Below are 16,664 nucleotides of genomic sequence, written 5' to 3'. Positions count from 1 at the left end.
CTCGAAAGGAGATACAAGATGGGAAAAAAAAGTGCAAACCTCGAGTTACCTTCACAGGGCTTTGTATTCTGGCCTGTCGGAACAGGTGACAGTACTACTATTGCAGTCACAGAGGATGTAGTTCTGCAAGTGGATCTACGCCACATGAAGGCTGCCGATGAAGAAGACGATCCCCACACGCCTATTGTAGACCGGCTGGTGGAATTACTTCCGCAAATTGATGAAAAACCTTATCTATCGGTTTTTGCCCTCACGCATCCAGACGAGGATCACTGCCTCGGATTTGCTGATCTGCTGGAGCAAGTCAATATTGGCGAACTTTGGTTTACTCCACGTATCTTCCGAGAATATACGAAGGATCTATGCGACGATGCAAAAGCATTCCGTAAAGAGGCGAAACGTCGAGTTAAGGAGACTATCTGTCAAGGGGAAGACACAACTTCCGGTGACCGGGTACGTATCATTGGCTATGATGACTTACTGGAAGAGAAAGAATATAAAGACTTTCCGAGTGATCGGCTGACTATACCGGGCAACGAAATTTTGGATCTGGATGGAGAAGATTACTGCGATTACTTCCGTGCCTTCGTACATGCCCCTTTCAAGGATGATGCCGATAGCGAGAGAAATGATACGAGTTTGGCATTGCAGGTAACTTTGTATCAGGGTGATACGTCTGCACGGGCACTTCTCCTGGGAGATCTGTGCTACCCGATAATCAAACGGATATTCGACCGCAGTGAAGCTGATGACCTTGAGTGGAACGTGATGCTTGCGCCTCATCATTGCTCTAAGTCGGTTATGTATTGGCAGGATGAGGACGAAGATGAAGAATCTCTCAAGCAAGATATCCTAGATGATATGGAAGAAGCGGCAGTTGACCCAGGCTACATCGTTGCCAGCAGCGAACCGATTCCTGCGTCTAACAAGTCTGGAGACAATCCGCCTCACGCGAAGGCTAAACGCCGATACGAAGAAATCGCTCCGGATGAGTTTCTTTGCACACAGGAACATCCAAATGAGGAAGCCCCCGAACCTATTATCTTTTCTTTAGACGATGGGGACTTTGAATATATCCAGCCGGGAAGCAAAGAGTCAAAAAATGAAAATGATCTCGCAAATTCTGTTGCTGTCGCAAGGGGTGACAAAGAGCCACCAACTGAACGCATTGGTTTTGGGAGAAGCCTATGACCAAAGAACAGAAATTGGCGGTTGAGCAACTCCAAGAGATCGCTGCTATATCGGACGGTCTCTTGGAGATTATCTCTGTAACCGAACAGTCTATATCTACTAAAGTTGAGATATCCATATCCTGCGGAAATATGGATAAGAAGCCAGATGGACTCCCTCTCAGGAATCGGGAGCGGTTTTTTATATTAATCCCATTGGACTTTCCATTCGATATTCCTACAGTGTGTACGCGGCATACCCGTTTTGAAGGATTTCCGCATGTCCAATGGAAAAGATTGCTCTGCCTCTACCAGTCACCAGCCACCGAGTGGAATCCAAGCGACGGCATGTTTGGCTTTATTGACCGACTTAATATCTGGCTAAAACATGGGGCAATCGGACAACTCGATCCGGAGGGGGTTCCTTTACATCCTCCTGTGGCTTACCTCTCATCCGGCCCTTTCCGCACAGTTATTCCGCGTGTAGACACTCCACCCACCGAGAATCAACCTTGGTTCGGCGTAGCTCACCTACGGGTTGTATCAGACACGCGGGTAGATATCCATGGGTGGTCGAAAATGGGAGAAAGTGCATCTTCTCCTGTTAGTGCTGCGATCCTATTATCTCAACCGATGCCTTATGAGTTTCCGTCCAAACTCAGTGATTTACTTGTCGAGCTTGAGGCGCAAGGAATTTCACGTGAGTTAGTGCTGTGGACGCTACAAAATGCAGTGTTAAAAAATAATGAGGGCGATCCTTTTTTTTTAATTCTTGGAACGCCAATGCGAGGCATTTCAGGAAGCAAAAAGTTGCGCCAGCACTTAGAAGCCTGGTATATCGACCCGATAATTGTGAAAGGCCTGCGGATATCTTTAGAGAAGTTTTCTCACAATGAAAAATTAAAAAAAATAGGGAAAAAGGTAGAAAAAATTATATTAGAGTGGATGGAAGAAGCACCTGTTGAGTGGTGTATAGTTCGAGAAGATCGACCAGAGATTGTAGTGAGGCGCGATAGGGGATCTCCCGTTACATGGTTTGCCGGTAAACGAGTAGCCTTGTGGGGATGCGGAGCGCTGGGAAGCCCAATCGCAGAGTTTCTCGCTAGGGCAGGAGTGAGAAAACTAATCCTACGTGATAAAGGCGTCGTAGCTCCGGGACTATTGGTACGCCAGCCCTTTGATGATAGCGATATTGGACATGCAAAAGCAGCGGTCGTAGCAAAACAGGTCAAACGTATCAGACCGGATATCGAAGTAAATTATTGCACCAAGAGCATTTTAGATGGACCATTAGACAGCGAAAGCTGGACGGAAGATGCTGATATTATTATTGATACTACCGCTTCGGTAAGTGTTATGAAAAAGTTTGAACTGGTGCGCCGCACTTCAAATATACCTCCGGTCCCTGTCGCTTCCCTGATGATCGGACATCAGGCTGAAAATGGTCTGCTTGTCTTGGCGCAGGAAGAATACGATGGGGGACCGGCTGATGTTTACCGGCGTGCAAAAATAGAGGCCTGCAATCAGCCGCACCTCAAACATTTTGCTGATGAGTTCTGGCCTGATCCTTCTCGTACAGAAATTTTTCAGCCCGAGCCGGGATGCTCTGAGAGTACCTTCGTGGGATCTGCCGCCGACGTCACTGTATTAGCGGGTGCAATGCTGAACCGTCTAGCACAGATACTTGCTGAAGATATGTCATCCACCGCTTCTGCATATTTTCTTACTCAGCCATATTTGAACATGAAAATAGATCAAAATACCTATGCGAGTTTCAATTGGGGTGGCGGTCAGATAAGCCAAGACCCACATAGTGGCTATGAAGTTAGGATAGCGGCATCCGCTTGGAGCGAGATTATAGGTTGGATCAGACAAAACCAACGCACTGATGGTTCAGATACGGAAACTGGAGGAATACTGTTTGGAGAACGAGATGATGTTTCGCAGATCATTTGGGTCACCGAAGTCACCGGTCCACCATGTGACAGCCAAAAGTCCACTAAGGGATTTGAGTGCGGAACAGAGGGAGTAAGAGAAACCAATGACGAAAAACGTAAACGTACACGTGGGTCTGTTCAGTATATTGGTATGTGGCATACTCATCCTAATTCTGTACCTCTACCAAGCCCGATAGACTTTCTCGGCATGAAAAAAATACTTAGCACCACAGATAATCCTACCCCTAAATCTCTGCTACTGATAGTGGGTACTAACACAGATTCTGATACATTTACGATTGGTACTTTCGTCTTTAAGCGGTCTGATTTTAAAAATACAAAAAATAATATTCAGGTTCGCTGCTGTTCTATTCAAGTTGCTTGTCAAGAACCTAAGCCTCGCCGCATTGGTCTTGCCTTATCAGGTGGTGGCTCGCGTGCGATTGCCTTCCATCTTGGATGTCTTCGCGCTCTGCATGACCGTGGCATTCTGGAGCAGGTTCAAGTTATTTCAACAGTTTCTGGCGGCTCTATCATAGGAGCGATGTATGCTTATAGTGATGTCCCATTTGAAGAATTTGAAAAACGCGTAATAACTCTTTTACGCCAAGGAATATTTCGCCCGATAGTTTATCGATTATTGTTTTCGCTCACATTAGTAAAGTCTGTAATTACGGTAGCCGTATCCGGTGTGACTGCTTTGGTGGCAGGCGTTTTCCGGTGGACTTTAAAAAAAGGAATTAATGTATTCAAAAAACAAGACAAAGGAAAATTGAGTTGGATCGATAATATTCAGCCACCTTTCTGCCGCTGGAGCAGCAGAACTAGCGCGTTAGAATCTGCGTTGCGTCATAAGCTTTTTAACGATATGAAGCTCACCGACAAGCGTCGAAATGATATCGACGTTATTATTAACGCTACTGAACTGCGGACAGGTTCAGCATTTCGATTTGGAAGCAAGAAATCAGAATGCTGGCGGTTTGGTCGTATAGCCGAGAACGAAGTTCAGGTCGCTCAAGCAGTAGCAGCATCGGCAGCATACCCAGCCATCTTACCCGCTATTGATCGCAGGTTTACCTTTTTAAAAAATAATAGTGAACAATTTTCTGACCGAGTAATTCTTACAGATGGAGGAGTCTATGATAATCTTGGGATTACCTGTATAGAGCCAGAACGTTCATCCGGGTGTGATTACCTTATTTGCTGTAATGCAGGACAAGGAATTTTAAGTAATCATATACATCCATATTGGTGGGTGTCACGCATAAAACGGTCATTTGAGTCCGTTTTTCGTAAAGTTCAGGACCAAGGCAATCAGCGGTTACATAACCACGCGGTTTCAGGTACATTAAAGGGATTTATCTTGTCTTATTTGGGGCAAAATGACGATAGGATAACACTTCCTGATCTTGTTCCCCGGGAAGATGTCTGGAACTATCCTACAGATTTTTTTGCTATGAATGAAGAATATATTGAGCGGCTTGCTAAGCGAGGAGAACAATTGACTCGTTGGCTTATCGCCCGCTATACACCCGAACTTTGAAGCATAAAACTTAGGATTTGAGACGAGCGTATCAAATAAGCTGATACTGAATCATTAACCTATGTGCAGGTCTGTCAAAATAGGGATGTAGAATGATTGACACGCCCGAAATCAATTGATTATGCTAACTGTCTGGGCGAACTGACGTTATGTATTCGAGCGGCTTTCCCGTCGTGCTGTGCTACAACTTGATACAATCTAACCTCAGCCTAAATCCCAGAGCAGAAATAATAGCCATCAGATTGTCGAGCTTCGGTTTGCTGCGACTCGAAAGCACGCGGTAGAGATGTTCGCGGTTTAGTCCGGCGCGTTTTGCCAATGCACCAACGCCACCTTGTGCCTGGGCGACATCGCGCAAGGCCAATAACAGCCCATCCGTCTCGCCGCTTGCTTCACACTCATCCAGTGCAACTTCCAGATAAGCCCGAGCTTCTTCGGGGTCTTTGAGCGCTTTTAGCAGTCCCTCTTCATAACTGACCGTGTGTTTCAAAACCTGTTTTTTAGTCATTACTGCGGCTCCTCAAGTCTTGCCAATAGATTTTGGCGCGTTCATTTTCAGAATGTAGCGCACACGCGACAGAAAGTAAACAATAAGACGATACTGCTTCAGAATCTACCCCCACAAGATCAATTGATTTTGTGGGATTTTTCATATCATCAATTTGTAGGTACATGATTCGATCAGAGATGCAAGCAATAGTACATATTTTGGCATACTATATGTTGATAAATACGACATCACATCGTATGTTTATTTGTACATACGAAAGGAGACCCATCATGGCGAAAAGCAAGCGTGTTGGTTTTTCATTTGATGAGCGGAGTTTAAGAGCTTTGGAAGTTATGACTGAAGAAGGTAATTATGACTCGATGGCTGATACTGTTCGTGAATCTTTGCGAATCAGTCGTGTTCTTCAAACCCAGGCGAAGCAAGGCTTTTCTGAAATCACGTTACGCAATCCCGACACAGGTGAAGAACGCGTTGTTGTCATTCCTCATTTGCAATCATTGGCTTAAGAAATAGCCATATTACTTTTACTGTCACCAAACATCGGCTCGTTTTTTTTAGTACAGGATGCCTGGTGGCTATTGTTCTATCATTCATAATGGAAATCCCAAAGATGTATATCGATTTGGAGTGCCTGAAAATCCGAGGGGGCGGCTGGTTTGATTTTGCGGGTGCAATAGAGCAGGCGTGTAAAAATGTGGGGCGCGCACCCGATCTCAGGCATATTCTATTTTCTATTCGCGATATACCTTATGGCCGTCCGACAAACAATACGCCAGAGGATGTCTTGAGAGAATGGCGGGGAACTTGCTCTGGAAAACACCTTGCTCTGCATGAGATAGTAACGTCGCTTGGTTATATTTCTCGCTTTTACATGGCTCAATGTAGAGTTACGCCTCAGGTTGACTGGATTCCAAGAAAGGTTCGAAAGAAAATTCCAGAGGATGGAATTTGGGATGTTCATAACTTTCTGAAAATTGAAGTTGATCATCATGAGATCATAGTGGATATCACATGGCCTGAATCGCTCAAAAGAGATGGTTTTCCTGTTACAAGTTCTTGGGATGGAAAGGAAAATTTCAATCTGGCGGTAGATATTGAAGAATACGTCGAAATTCCAGCGAATCAGGATGGGTTGAACTATAAGAAGCAATGGCTTCGTGAACTAAACTCTGGAGTAAAGGCGGAATGCAGAGAAGAATTTATTGAAGCATTGTCTGACCATCTTCTCTCTCGTATGGTAGATGAGAATATGCATTGCACAATTGAAAGAATTGTAAATAAGCTGGTGCGTTAGTAAGGAAAACAGCATGCATGTTTATATCGTATTTGCTCATCCGAGTAGGCGATCTTTTACGGGTGATGTGCTGGCAGAATTTTGTCGTGGGTTGGAGGATGGGGGCCACTCATATCAGATAGGCGATTTGTACGAAATGGATTTCATGACCGATATGAGTTTGGATGAATACAACCGGGAGATGAATGTTTATGGCAATCGTCCAGACTTACCTGTTCCCCCTGATGTGCAGGCTGAACACGCAAAGATCGAAAAGGCCGACGGTCTGGTGTTCATCTTTCCAAATTGGTGGAGTGATGGTCCGGCAAAATTGAAGGGATGGTTTGATCGGGTCTGTGTATGTGGATATACGTATGTGTATGAGAACGAGGAATATGCGATATCTGGACTCGATATTGATAGGGCGTTGGTCTTGTGTACTGCAGGTCACACACTTGAGCATCTCGAAGAAACCGGCATTTTAGAGAGCCTGCAGCGGATATATCTCAATGATCGCCTTCGCCCTGAAACAGGCGTGGCACGGACGGATATAGTTGTGTTGGGAGGGATGGCAGAAAGTAGAGAAAGTCTGAGGCTCAGAAATCTCGCACAGGCTTATCAGTTGGGTAAGGAGTTTTGTTGACGCAATCTCAAACTGTTGTGGTTTGATCATGGTGTAGATTTTTTTTATATTTTTGGAATTAAAGGTAAATTGAAGGCAGGCGCACATCCAAAATAGGAGATGGAACGATGGGCCTCAAGATTCAAAACCTTACATTAAAACATTTTCGCGCATTCCGCGAATTGCATATCAATGGCTTGGGCCGCGTGAACCTCATCACTGGAAAAAACAATACCGGAAAGTCGTCAGTGCTCGAAGCATTACACATTTTCGCGCATGGCGCAGCACTTGACGTAATTAGCCACGTACTTGAACGGCGCGAAGGAAACATTAGAGTAGAAGGGGAAGGGCGTACTGCTGATAGGGAGCGCCTAATTCAAATTTCCACTCTATTCTATGGGTTCCCCGAACCTTCAGATTTCACTGAGCCGATCATTATTTCCACCAAAGACAATTCATGCCCCATGCAGTTGACAATACAAGTAGGCTGGTTTTCGGAGGAACGTGACTCTGACGGCAACTTGCGGTTGGTTCCTTTGCAAGCAGACTCCTTTGATGAGCCTGATGATGTAGCAGCATTGGTAGTTGAGACACAAAATAAAAAAAAGCGAATCCTTGCACTGGAAAGGCTTGAGCGGTACTCTTACCTGAGCAGAATTTCCGCACCTGGTTCTGAAACTCAAATACCCTGCATCTTTGTCAGTCCTTATGATGATCGTACAACGATATTAGCTCCCTTATGGGACAAGGTCTCGCTAACGAAATTTGAGAATCATGTCGTTGAGGCTTTGCAAATCATCGAACCACGCATATCTGCTGTCAATATGATATATGATGAAAACAGTAACATAGGACGCAAAGCGATTGTCCGGATAGAGAATATTGATCGACCTATACCACTACGGTTATTGGGCGACGGCGTGAATCGCCTCCTCGACATAGCTCTCTCGCTCGTCAACGCTCGCGGGGGGATCTTGTTGATAGATGAATTTGAAAACGGCTTGCATCACACAGTCCAGTTTGATGCCTGGAAGACTATATTCCTATTGGCGAGAGAACTTGACATACAGGTCTTCGCTACTTCACATAGTTGGGATGCGGTGGAGGCATTTCAGCAGGCTGCGGCTGAAACACCTGAAGATGGGGCTCTCGTGCGTCTGACCCGGAGAGGTGAAGAGATCATTCCCACCGTATTCTCGGAAGATGAACTGGCTATAGTGACTCGTAATAGAATCGAGGTGCGCTGATATGGCTGTCCGAAAGAAACTTTTGGTGGAAGGCACGGACGACGAGAATGTCTTGAAACATATCTGTGGAACGCGCGGCGTAGGTCGCCTTGACAAGGTAAAAAATCTTGGCGGTTTTTACAAACTGCGTGCAAGCATACCTGCTGAGCTCAGAGAAAGTGATCTGGAAGCTGTTGGTGTGGTTGTAGATGCTGATACCGATATGAATAGCCGTTGGCAATCGATTCGCGACCAAATCATCAGTGTTGGATACCAGAGTGTGCCAATACAACCGGTTGTGGACGGAACCATCCTTGATCCGCCCGAGGGAACCCTGTTACCAAAAGTAGGTATTTGGATTATGCCGAATAACCGAACAGACGGAATTTTAGAGAATTTTCTGCGCTTTCTCGTCCGTCCACCAAACGATCTGTTCGACCATGTAGAGGCGAGCGTGGCGGCTATCCCGCAAGAACATCGGCGTTTCAAAGACCTGGATGAAATCAAGGCGATTATACATACCTGGCTTGCATGGCAAGAAGATCCAGGTCAGCCTTACGGCATAGCTATTACTGCTGGATTCCTTGATCCGAACATCGCTGAGGTAGATCCTCTTGTCTCTTGGCTGAAGCGATTATTTTTTGATTCCTGACGCCCGTTCGGAGCAGAACCAGAATAGCTTGAAGACCCAAATGGACAATAAATTTGAAATTTTGCTTGCTCGGATGGACAACACTTTTCATGAGTTGAGGCAAGACAATAAGGACTTGTCCAACCAGCTAAGGCAGAACCACAAAGACTTATCTGACCGGATGCACAAAGATTTTAAGTGGCTGATCGGTGCGATTTTAGGGACTGGGATTCTATTGAAAATTATCGATAAAGTGTGGTGAATCTAAACCTCACGCTGATGATCATTTTACCCCACAAGATCAACTGATTTTGTGGGGTTTTTTTATTTTTGCTAAACTATTTTTTTGAAAAACATTTGATGTGTTTGACTGAGCGTCGTATTATTGGGAAAATAGAGGAGGTGATCTGTGTCAAATATAGAGACAATCAAGTCGGCAAATAAAAAAGATTGGGACACATGGGACAAACAGATTGAGGCGGACTCGAAATCGGGGAAATTGGATTTTTTAATCGCTGAAGCCCTGAAAGAGAAAGAGAAGGGAACGCTCAAGGAGCTTTAATGCATCGGACGGAAAACGAAAAGGTAAAACATGCGCAGAGCGAAAATTGTGAGTACACTGGGTCCTGCGAGTTCATCGGAGCGCGTGATAGAGCAACTGATTGGGGCGGGGGTGGATGTTTTTCGGCTCAATTTTTCACACGGGACGCGGGATGAACACGCGGAGAATGTTGGGCGCATTCGGCAGATAGCGGATAACATGCAGCGCAGTATCGCCATTTTGCAGGATTTGCAGGGTCCAAAAATGCGGGTGGGAAAACTCGCAGAGGATCCGATTGAACTGAAGGAAGGCAACAGGCTGACGGTGACGACCCGCGAAGTTCCGGGCGATGCCGAGTGTGTATCGACAACTTATACGAGATTGCCCCGAGATGTGAAGCCAGCGGATCGCATTTTGCTCGACGACGGGCACATTGAGTTGCTGGTGCGCGAGGTCTATGGCTCGGATGTCGTGTGTGAGGTTGTGGTGGGCGGGCTGTTAAAATCCAATAAGGGCATCAACTTGCCCGGGGTACAGGTCAGCGCGCCTTCTCTGACGACCAAAGATCGAGAGGACCTGGACCTGGGTATCGAATTGGGTGTGGATTATATTGCTCTGTCTTTTGTGCGGGAACCCGACGATGTGCGAGAGGTTCAACATATTATTGAACGGGCAGAGAAGGAGATCCCCGTTATTGCAAAGCTGGAACGCGCCGAAGCTGTCGATCACCTCGAAGATATTCTCGATGTCGCCGATGGCGTGATGGTTGCGCGGGGCGATCTGGGCGTAGAATTATCACCTGAAGATGTGCCAGTGATCCAGAAGCGCGTGATTTCGGCGGCCAACCGCGCAGGGGTATTCGTGATTACGGCCACGCAGATGCTGGAGTCGATGACCGGCCACCCACGGCCCACGCGCGCCGAAGCGTCAGATGTGGCCAATGCGATTTTTGACGGCACCGATGCGGTGATGCTATCTGGGGAGACCGCGATTGGCAAATATCCCGTTCAAACCGTGCAAATGATGGCGCGGATTATTGAAAAGGCCGAAGCGAGTGTGGAACTGGCTCCACCAATTTTGAATCTGGATTCATCGCTCTCTTTTCCCGATGCGATTGGACAAGCTGCCGCTGCGGTATCGACAGCGGTATCTCCCAAAGCCATTGTCGCATTTACCCAATCGGGATCCACAGCGCGTCTGATTTCAAAGCGCAGACCGCGCACGCTGATTATTGCATTTACGCCCAGCGCGCGGATATGTCGGCGGTTGTGCTTGTGCTGGGGCGTTGAACCCCGTCAAATTACGCTGATTGACGATACGGATCGCATGGTTGCCGAAGTTGAAGCGCGTTTGCTCTCTGAGGGCAATGTGCGTTTTGGAGATACGCTGGTGATCCTGGCCGGTGCGCCCATCACGGCGCGGGCAGAGACCAATTTGCTAAAATTGCATCGGGTTGGAGAAATATAGCTCTCATGTTTGATATTAAGCGTTTTTTACTCCTAATTTCCATGACTTATTGTGGCAGAATGGATTACAATGATTTATTAAAGGTCCTCAAAATGAGGGCCTGTTTTATACTGGCCGCTCTAATGGTCGTTGTGCCAGCTCATGGGGAAACGCCATCTGATGATCCCATTGTGAGATGGCTCTACATTTCGGGTCATCGGACGATTTGGGGGGGGGAACTGAAAGCGCTAATGATCACGCACGCTTCGCCATGGTACGATTTTCTACCCTGGGTCCAGGCGCGTAGATACGATCCTTTGACCCTTGCATCTGATCTGAAAAAATTGCGAGCATATTACCGCGATTTGGGATATTTAGCTGTTGCAGTACATTTGACCGTTGAGCAACTTAGCGCAGATGAGATTGGACTGGGGGTACACATTACAGAGGGACCTTTGACACGGATTTCCAAGACGTCGGTAATTGGCAATGAAGATAGTGAGAATGCTTTTGGACAGCTCGAAGGTAAGCCACTATCGCGCGACATCGTAGATAGGAGCGTATCGCGGGTTGTAAGCGGGTTGCGGAATAAGGGCTATGCGTTTGTGCGAGCCGAAGTCGAGACGACGATTGTGGCGCAACAAGCCGAACTCGTTCTAAAACTCACATCTGGTCCCGTATGCTCTCTGGGTACTGTTCACATATCGGGCAACAAAGCCGTGTCTGAGAACACCATTTCACGCGGATTGACATTTCAATCGGGCGAGCTATTCAACGAAGAGGCGTTGCAGAAGAGCCAGCATCTGCTCTACCGCGCAGGGGTGTTCCGGTCTGTAGCTCTGGCCTTAAAGGATAGCTCTGAAAATCGGGTAGATGTAGATGTGCGCGTGTCTGAGCGACCTTTTCAAGCGTTGCGCCTGGGGGCGGGATATGATACGGATGAAGACTTGTGGGTATCGGGGGCGTGGACCCATCGCAATTTTGGTGGGGGTGCTCGTCAGCTCAAACTCTCTGGGCGGATTTCCGGGAACAATAGGGAAACAGTGCTGGGCCTGCGGCAGCCGTATTTTATCAGCAGCAACAATTGGTTGAATATCAGCGGGTTTGTGCAGCGCGAACGGCAGGCAGCGTTTGTGCAGGATGAGTTGGGGGGAAATCTATCTCTTGAACGAAATATTACAACGACAGCGGATTTGATCGCTCAGTTCAGCGGTGGTGTGGTTGATTTTTCGGCCGATAGTGCGTTTGCCGAGATGGAGGTCGGGTTGCTCATGGACACTCGCGACGATATTTTTGACCCGCAATCGGGTATGCTCGCACAGTTCACAGTGCGCGAACGCGGGCGGTTTTTCAGATCCGATAGCGAATTTTTGCAGGCAACGGCAGAGGGGCGATGGTTTCGCCGCATACCCTTGCGAAGTGTGCTGGCACTGCGCGTGCAGGGTGGCATAATTTTTGAACTGGGGAAGGCGGGAGGTGTGCCCAATGTCGAACGTTTTTTTGCGGGGGGACTCAATAGTGTGCGAGGATGGGGACTGAATGAATTGGGGCCAAAAGACCACGGGGGCAATCCAACGGGCGGTTTGAGTCGCGTAGAAATGAGCATGGAGATTAGAACGCAGATATTTTTTTCACTGGGTACAGCCATTTTTGTAGATGTGGGCAATGTCGATGCGAAATCGGGGGCGTTTAATCCCGGATCGCTTAAGTATGCCGTAGGCGCGGGGCTTCGATATTTGAGTCCGGTTGGTCCCGTGAGATTTGATTTGGGCTACCGTATATCAGATGATAGTACTGTGACGAAACGAATTCAGTATCACATTAGTTTGGGACAGGCGTTTTGAATCGTAGAGACTGGTATCGCTTAAAATGAACAGGCGAACAAAATCAATAATCTGGATACTGGTCGGCGCAGGCATTGTGCTGGCGGTAGGAGCAATACTGGTCGCGGGTGGCTATGCCAATGGTATTTTGCGCGGGTTGGCGCAACGCGCCTGGCAAGGGGATGATGTCTGTCTGATTGGCGAGGTTCAGGGCAATCCGCTGGGAGATTGTCGCATCGTGGATATACAGGTCGGAGATTGGGTGCAGGTGGATACGCTTGATGTAGAGTACAGTTTTTGGGGTCTGCTAACAGGGAAGGCTGTGTTTCATCAACTGAGGTTGTCGGAGATTGAGGTGAGGATCGATGCTTCTGACGAAGAGACCGAGACGCCGAGGTGGGATGTTCCGCTACCCCTGGATTTAGGTATCGAATCGCTGGAGATTGCGAATGCCAATGTTGTAGTTGGAGACACACAGGTGCGCGATATCTCGCTAAAGGGCGCTATTTTCGCGGGAGAATCTAAGTGCCGTTTGATCCTGGAGCGTTTTCGCTCGGTGCAATTCGATCCGCCACTGGAGGTGACCAATCTGTCTGGTATTGCCATTTTACAGGCCGATCACTTGCAATTAAACGATGTGGCGTTGCACACCCACGGCTCTCGCATTTTGCTGCGTGGATCGGTGCAACAATTGGATAATCCCGAGGTAGATCTCGTTGTGGAAGCCGATTCTCTATGGCTGGCAGATCTCAGAAATCTGGTCGATCTACCCACACGCGCTATGCAGATGCGTGGAAACGTGAAGGGCAACTTGCAATCCCTTGTTACAGAATTGGTTGTGAAAGATGAAGAAGTTTCAATTGCGTTTAATGGCGTCATGGGGATTGCGCCGTTTGAAGTGCGCGGAGACGCTATTTTTAAGATCGAGACCAATGACCTCATTTCGTTGGGATATACAGAATTTGATACTGATTTACCCCGTATCAGTACAAGTCTGGATGGGATGATCACTTTCGCGGTGGATTCCTCTGGCGTAGAAAATGCCGTTGCTGGGGGTGTTTTTCGACGCGTGCAGTTTGGGGATGCGCGATTCGATTCCGTGCGTTTTGCCGTCAATTTGGCAAATGACCTGGTGCGAACGCAGGTCACTGCTAATGGGCCAAGTGGCAATATAGTGGGCAATGGGGAAGCGCGGTTGACCACCTGGAATGGGAAATGGGAAATGCGATTCCGCGATCTATATGCTGAACATTTACCCGGTGTGCCCAAAAAAGTCGGGCGCGTGACGGGGCGTATTGATGGTGCGAGATATGTAGATCAACAGCTTTTTATCGATCATTTTGAGACACAATTGCAGAATTGGGGAACGCGCGTCAATGGAAATGGGCAGTTGCATTTTGAAGGAGAAAAGCCAGCTATTGCGGGGAATGTTCAGGCGGAGGTGGCGTTGCCACATTTAACGGGTACAAACAGATGGGGTACATCGCTGACGCTTGCTGGAAATGTGGATGGCATCACAGGAGACGATTTGACGGTTGAATTGAGGGGGAATATCACGGGCAATGCAGCAGCTGATAGTTTGCACATTTCTGCATTGGTCAATTCTGAGGGACGATCTGATATTCGCGCGAATCTGTCGGGGACGGGTGGGGTGTTTTCCTCTCAGGGGCATATTGATCGGCATTCCGAGGGCCAATGGCTGATGGATGTACGGGATTTAGAGGCGATAGGTGAGGTGGTGGGTGTGGATTTATCGGGGACGTTGGTCCTATCGGGCACATGGTCGGGAACGTTGGATACACCCGGTTTTTCTGCACAAGGTGGCGCAGATAGCCTCGTCGTAGCGGGCATTCCAATACAAAACCTTACGATAGAGACGCAGTGGGCGCGGCCTGATTCGGGTGCTATTAACCTCCAAGTGGATCGTTTGACCTGGGGTGAACGTTCATTGCAAGAGGTGTTTTTCGAGGCGGTGTACGCACATGGCGAAACATCATTTTTGTTGGGTAACGGCGCGCAAGTAGATGACCGGGTCTTTTTTCAGGGGCGCGCAGGGCAAAAAGAAGATCATTTCCAGGTGGCAATGGATTCGCTGTACATTAAGGTCGATCAGGTCGTGCTGCACAACGAAGGGCCTGTTCGATTTGCGTATTCGCCATCTCGGGGCGTTCACATCGGGCATCTGGTGCTTTCTGGCCCAGCGGGGCGTCTGATTGCGCGGGATCAACAGGGTTTTCAGGCGACTGTAGAGGTATTGTTAAAAGATCTGGATTTGCGCCCCTGGGCATTTCTGGCGGGTGCTTCAGGTATGGGGGGTATTCTCAATGGTGAAGTGCTTTTTGCTGGCACATTGACTGATCCCCTTATTTTTATTCATTTCGCTCTTGCAAAGGGCAAAATATCGGGTGTGGGATTTGATAGTGCCGCAGGAGAGATGTCCCTGGGCAATGACAGGATACACTTTGAAGTGAAAGTCGCACCTCATGGAGATGAGATGCTGGCACTGTTTGGCAGTTTTCCCATTGCAGGTACAGGTGATATGCACCTGCGCGCTCGATCTGAGGGGATCGGGTTGAAGACGCGCCCGAACCTATCGGATGAAAAAACAGAATTGGTCGGAATAAAACGATCCGATAGATTGACATTTGGCACAGTCTCAAACGCGTTTTTTGGTGCCGATGAGGGAATTTCAGGGATGTTATCGTTCGATCTGGAGGCGCGCGGTCGTTTTGAGCAACCGGACATTCGGGGAGAGATCGAAATTCGAGATGGGGTATTCCACCTGCCCGATCTGCATCGCTCTCACAAACCTGTTTCGGGACGTGCTGTGATTGGCGACGGAAAAATTCAGATTGACAGTCTTTCGATTGGGACTTCGGCGAATCTTTCAGGTGACATAATGCTTGAGGGTTTTTTGCCGAGCAGATGGGATTTGTCTGCACAATTCCGCGATTTTGAACCGGTTGCCCTGCCCGAATTACAACTTGTGACAGATGGTCAATTGCAGATCGCTGGAACGCTTCAGGGCATCAAAGTTGTGGGCAAATTGGCGATGAAACAGGCAGAGATTCGCCTGGCGGAATTGCTCGGAGTACCGAGCCTGGCGACGAAACAGGCGGAGATTCGCTTGACGGAATTGTTTGAAGAACCGAGCCCGGAAATGCCGACATTTCTGAGGGATCCGGAAATACACCTGCAAGTGTCTGCCGACAGACAGGTGTGGTTGCGCGACCCGACCTTTGAGGTGGAAATTGGGGGCGATCTGGATGTGATAAAAAATCGCGAAGATTCGCGTATTTATGGCACGATGTCAAGCCGCCAGGGCAATTACATCTGGCAAAACCGCCGCTTGCGTATTACACGAGGTGAAATTCAATTTCAGGGCAGACCTGACTGGAATCCCGATCTGGATATTCGCGCCGAGACACGCGTGCGCGCTGTGACTGCAGTAGGCGAGAAGCCAGGACCTGTCGATATTATTGTCACAGTGGCGGGGACATTGACGTATCCTCAGATTTCGTTTGACATTGACAGCGATCAGCCACTTGGAGAGGATGTGGGGAATATTGCATCTCTACTGTTGACAGGCAGACCGGCTGGTCATTTTCCGTTTTCCCGCGATCATACGCTGGATCTGGTTGCGGGGGTTGTTGCAAATCGCCTGGGGCGGCACATTGGGCAAAAATTGCGTCTGGATCTGGTGGAGATCGATAGTGGCGAGGGCCGCCTTCTCCCCAGGATTAGATTGGGCAAGTATATTGGGGACAGGTTGTTTATAAGTTATGCACAGGATTTTTCGAGCACGGCTTATGAAGCGGCGATGGAGTTTGAGATCTTCCCAGAAGTGATATTGGAAGCGAGTCAGATAGAAGAGGTGAATCGACGCAGGCGAGGATCGGTAGGGTTATTCTGGAAGAAGGAGTGGTGATAAAAAAACGAAAT

General features: G+C 48.0%; 12 protein-coding genes. 11 read left to right on the top strand and 1 reads right to left on the bottom strand.

Features of this window, described 5'->3' with window-relative positions; all coding sequences use genetic code 11:
* Positions 1-18: 18 nt before the first annotated feature.
* Entirely contained in the window at positions 19-1,191 is a 1,173-nt protein-coding gene (locus tag F4Y39_19285) for a hypothetical protein (protein ID MYC15874.1), read from the top strand.
* The gene (locus F4Y39_19280; protein ID MYC15873.1) at positions 1,188-4,649 is read left to right on the top strand and encodes a hypothetical protein; all 3,462 of its coding nucleotides are present in this window, start codon (positions 1,188-1,190) and stop codon (positions 4,647-4,649) included. Before F4Y39_19285 ends, F4Y39_19280 begins: the two co-directional genes overlap by 4 nt.
* Before the next feature lie 181 nt (positions 4,650-4,830).
* Here F4Y39_19280 and F4Y39_19275 read toward each other — a convergent pair whose 3' ends face one another.
* Complete coding sequence (locus tag F4Y39_19275; GenBank protein MYC15872.1) at positions 4,831-5,157, bottom strand: putative addiction module antidote protein; 327 nt, start codon at positions 5,155-5,157, stop codon at positions 4,831-4,833.
* 272 nt (positions 5,158-5,429) lie between these two features.
* On the opposite strand from F4Y39_19275, the gene F4Y39_19270 reads away from it, so the two are divergent.
* The 9 genes from F4Y39_19270 to F4Y39_19230 all read left to right on the top strand — a co-directional run bounded on the left by F4Y39_19270 (position 5,430) and on the right by F4Y39_19230 (position 16,650).
* Entirely contained in the window at positions 5,430-5,666 is a 237-nt protein-coding gene (locus tag F4Y39_19270) for a hypothetical protein (GenBank protein ID MYC15871.1), read from the top strand.
* Between the two features lie 65 nt (positions 5,667-5,731).
* Positions 5,732-6,454: a hypothetical protein gene (locus F4Y39_19265; GenBank protein MYC15870.1), complete on the top strand. Its 723-nt coding sequence runs from the start codon at positions 5,732-5,734 to the stop codon at positions 6,452-6,454.
* 13 nt (positions 6,455-6,467) lie between these two features.
* Positions 6,468-7,076, top strand: coding sequence for an NAD(P)H-dependent oxidoreductase (locus tag F4Y39_19260; protein ID MYC15869.1), 609 nt, complete (start codon positions 6,468-6,470; stop codon positions 7,074-7,076).
* Positions 7,077-7,183: 107 nt separating this feature from the next.
* The gene (locus F4Y39_19255) at positions 7,184-8,302 is read left to right on the top strand and encodes an AAA family ATPase (GenBank protein ID MYC15868.1); all 1,119 of its coding nucleotides are present in this window, start codon (positions 7,184-7,186) and stop codon (positions 8,300-8,302) included.
* A gap of 1 nt (position 8,303) precedes the next feature.
* A complete protein-coding gene (locus F4Y39_19250; GenBank protein ID MYC15867.1) occupies positions 8,304-8,933 on the top strand; it encodes a hypothetical protein in 630 nt (209 codons plus the stop codon).
* Between the two features lie 40 nt (positions 8,934-8,973).
* The gene (locus tag F4Y39_19245) at positions 8,974-9,174 is read left to right on the top strand and encodes a hypothetical protein (protein MYC15866.1); all 201 of its coding nucleotides are present in this window, start codon (positions 8,974-8,976) and stop codon (positions 9,172-9,174) included.
* Positions 9,175-9,504: 330 nt separating this feature from the next.
* Complete coding sequence (gene pyk / locus F4Y39_19240) at positions 9,505-10,920, top strand: pyruvate kinase (GenBank protein ID MYC15865.1); 1,416 nt, start codon at positions 9,505-9,507, stop codon at positions 10,918-10,920.
* A 5-nt stretch (positions 10,921-10,925) separates the two neighbouring features.
* Positions 10,926-12,743, top strand: coding sequence for a BamA/TamA family outer membrane protein (locus tag F4Y39_19235; protein ID MYC15864.1), 1,818 nt, complete (start codon positions 10,926-10,928; stop codon positions 12,741-12,743).
* Between the two features lie 25 nt (positions 12,744-12,768).
* Positions 12,769-16,650, top strand: coding sequence for a translocation/assembly module TamB (locus F4Y39_19230; GenBank protein ID MYC15863.1), 3,882 nt, complete (start codon positions 12,769-12,771; stop codon positions 16,648-16,650).
* Positions 16,651-16,664 lie beyond the last annotated feature (14 nt).

Source organism: Gemmatimonadota bacterium, assembly GCA_009838845.1.
Lineage (GTDB): Bacteria > Latescibacterota > UBA2968 > UBA2968 > UBA2968 > VXRD01.
Note: the sequence above shows the minus strand (reverse complement) of the source record. Positions and strands in the feature narration are given on the sequence as shown.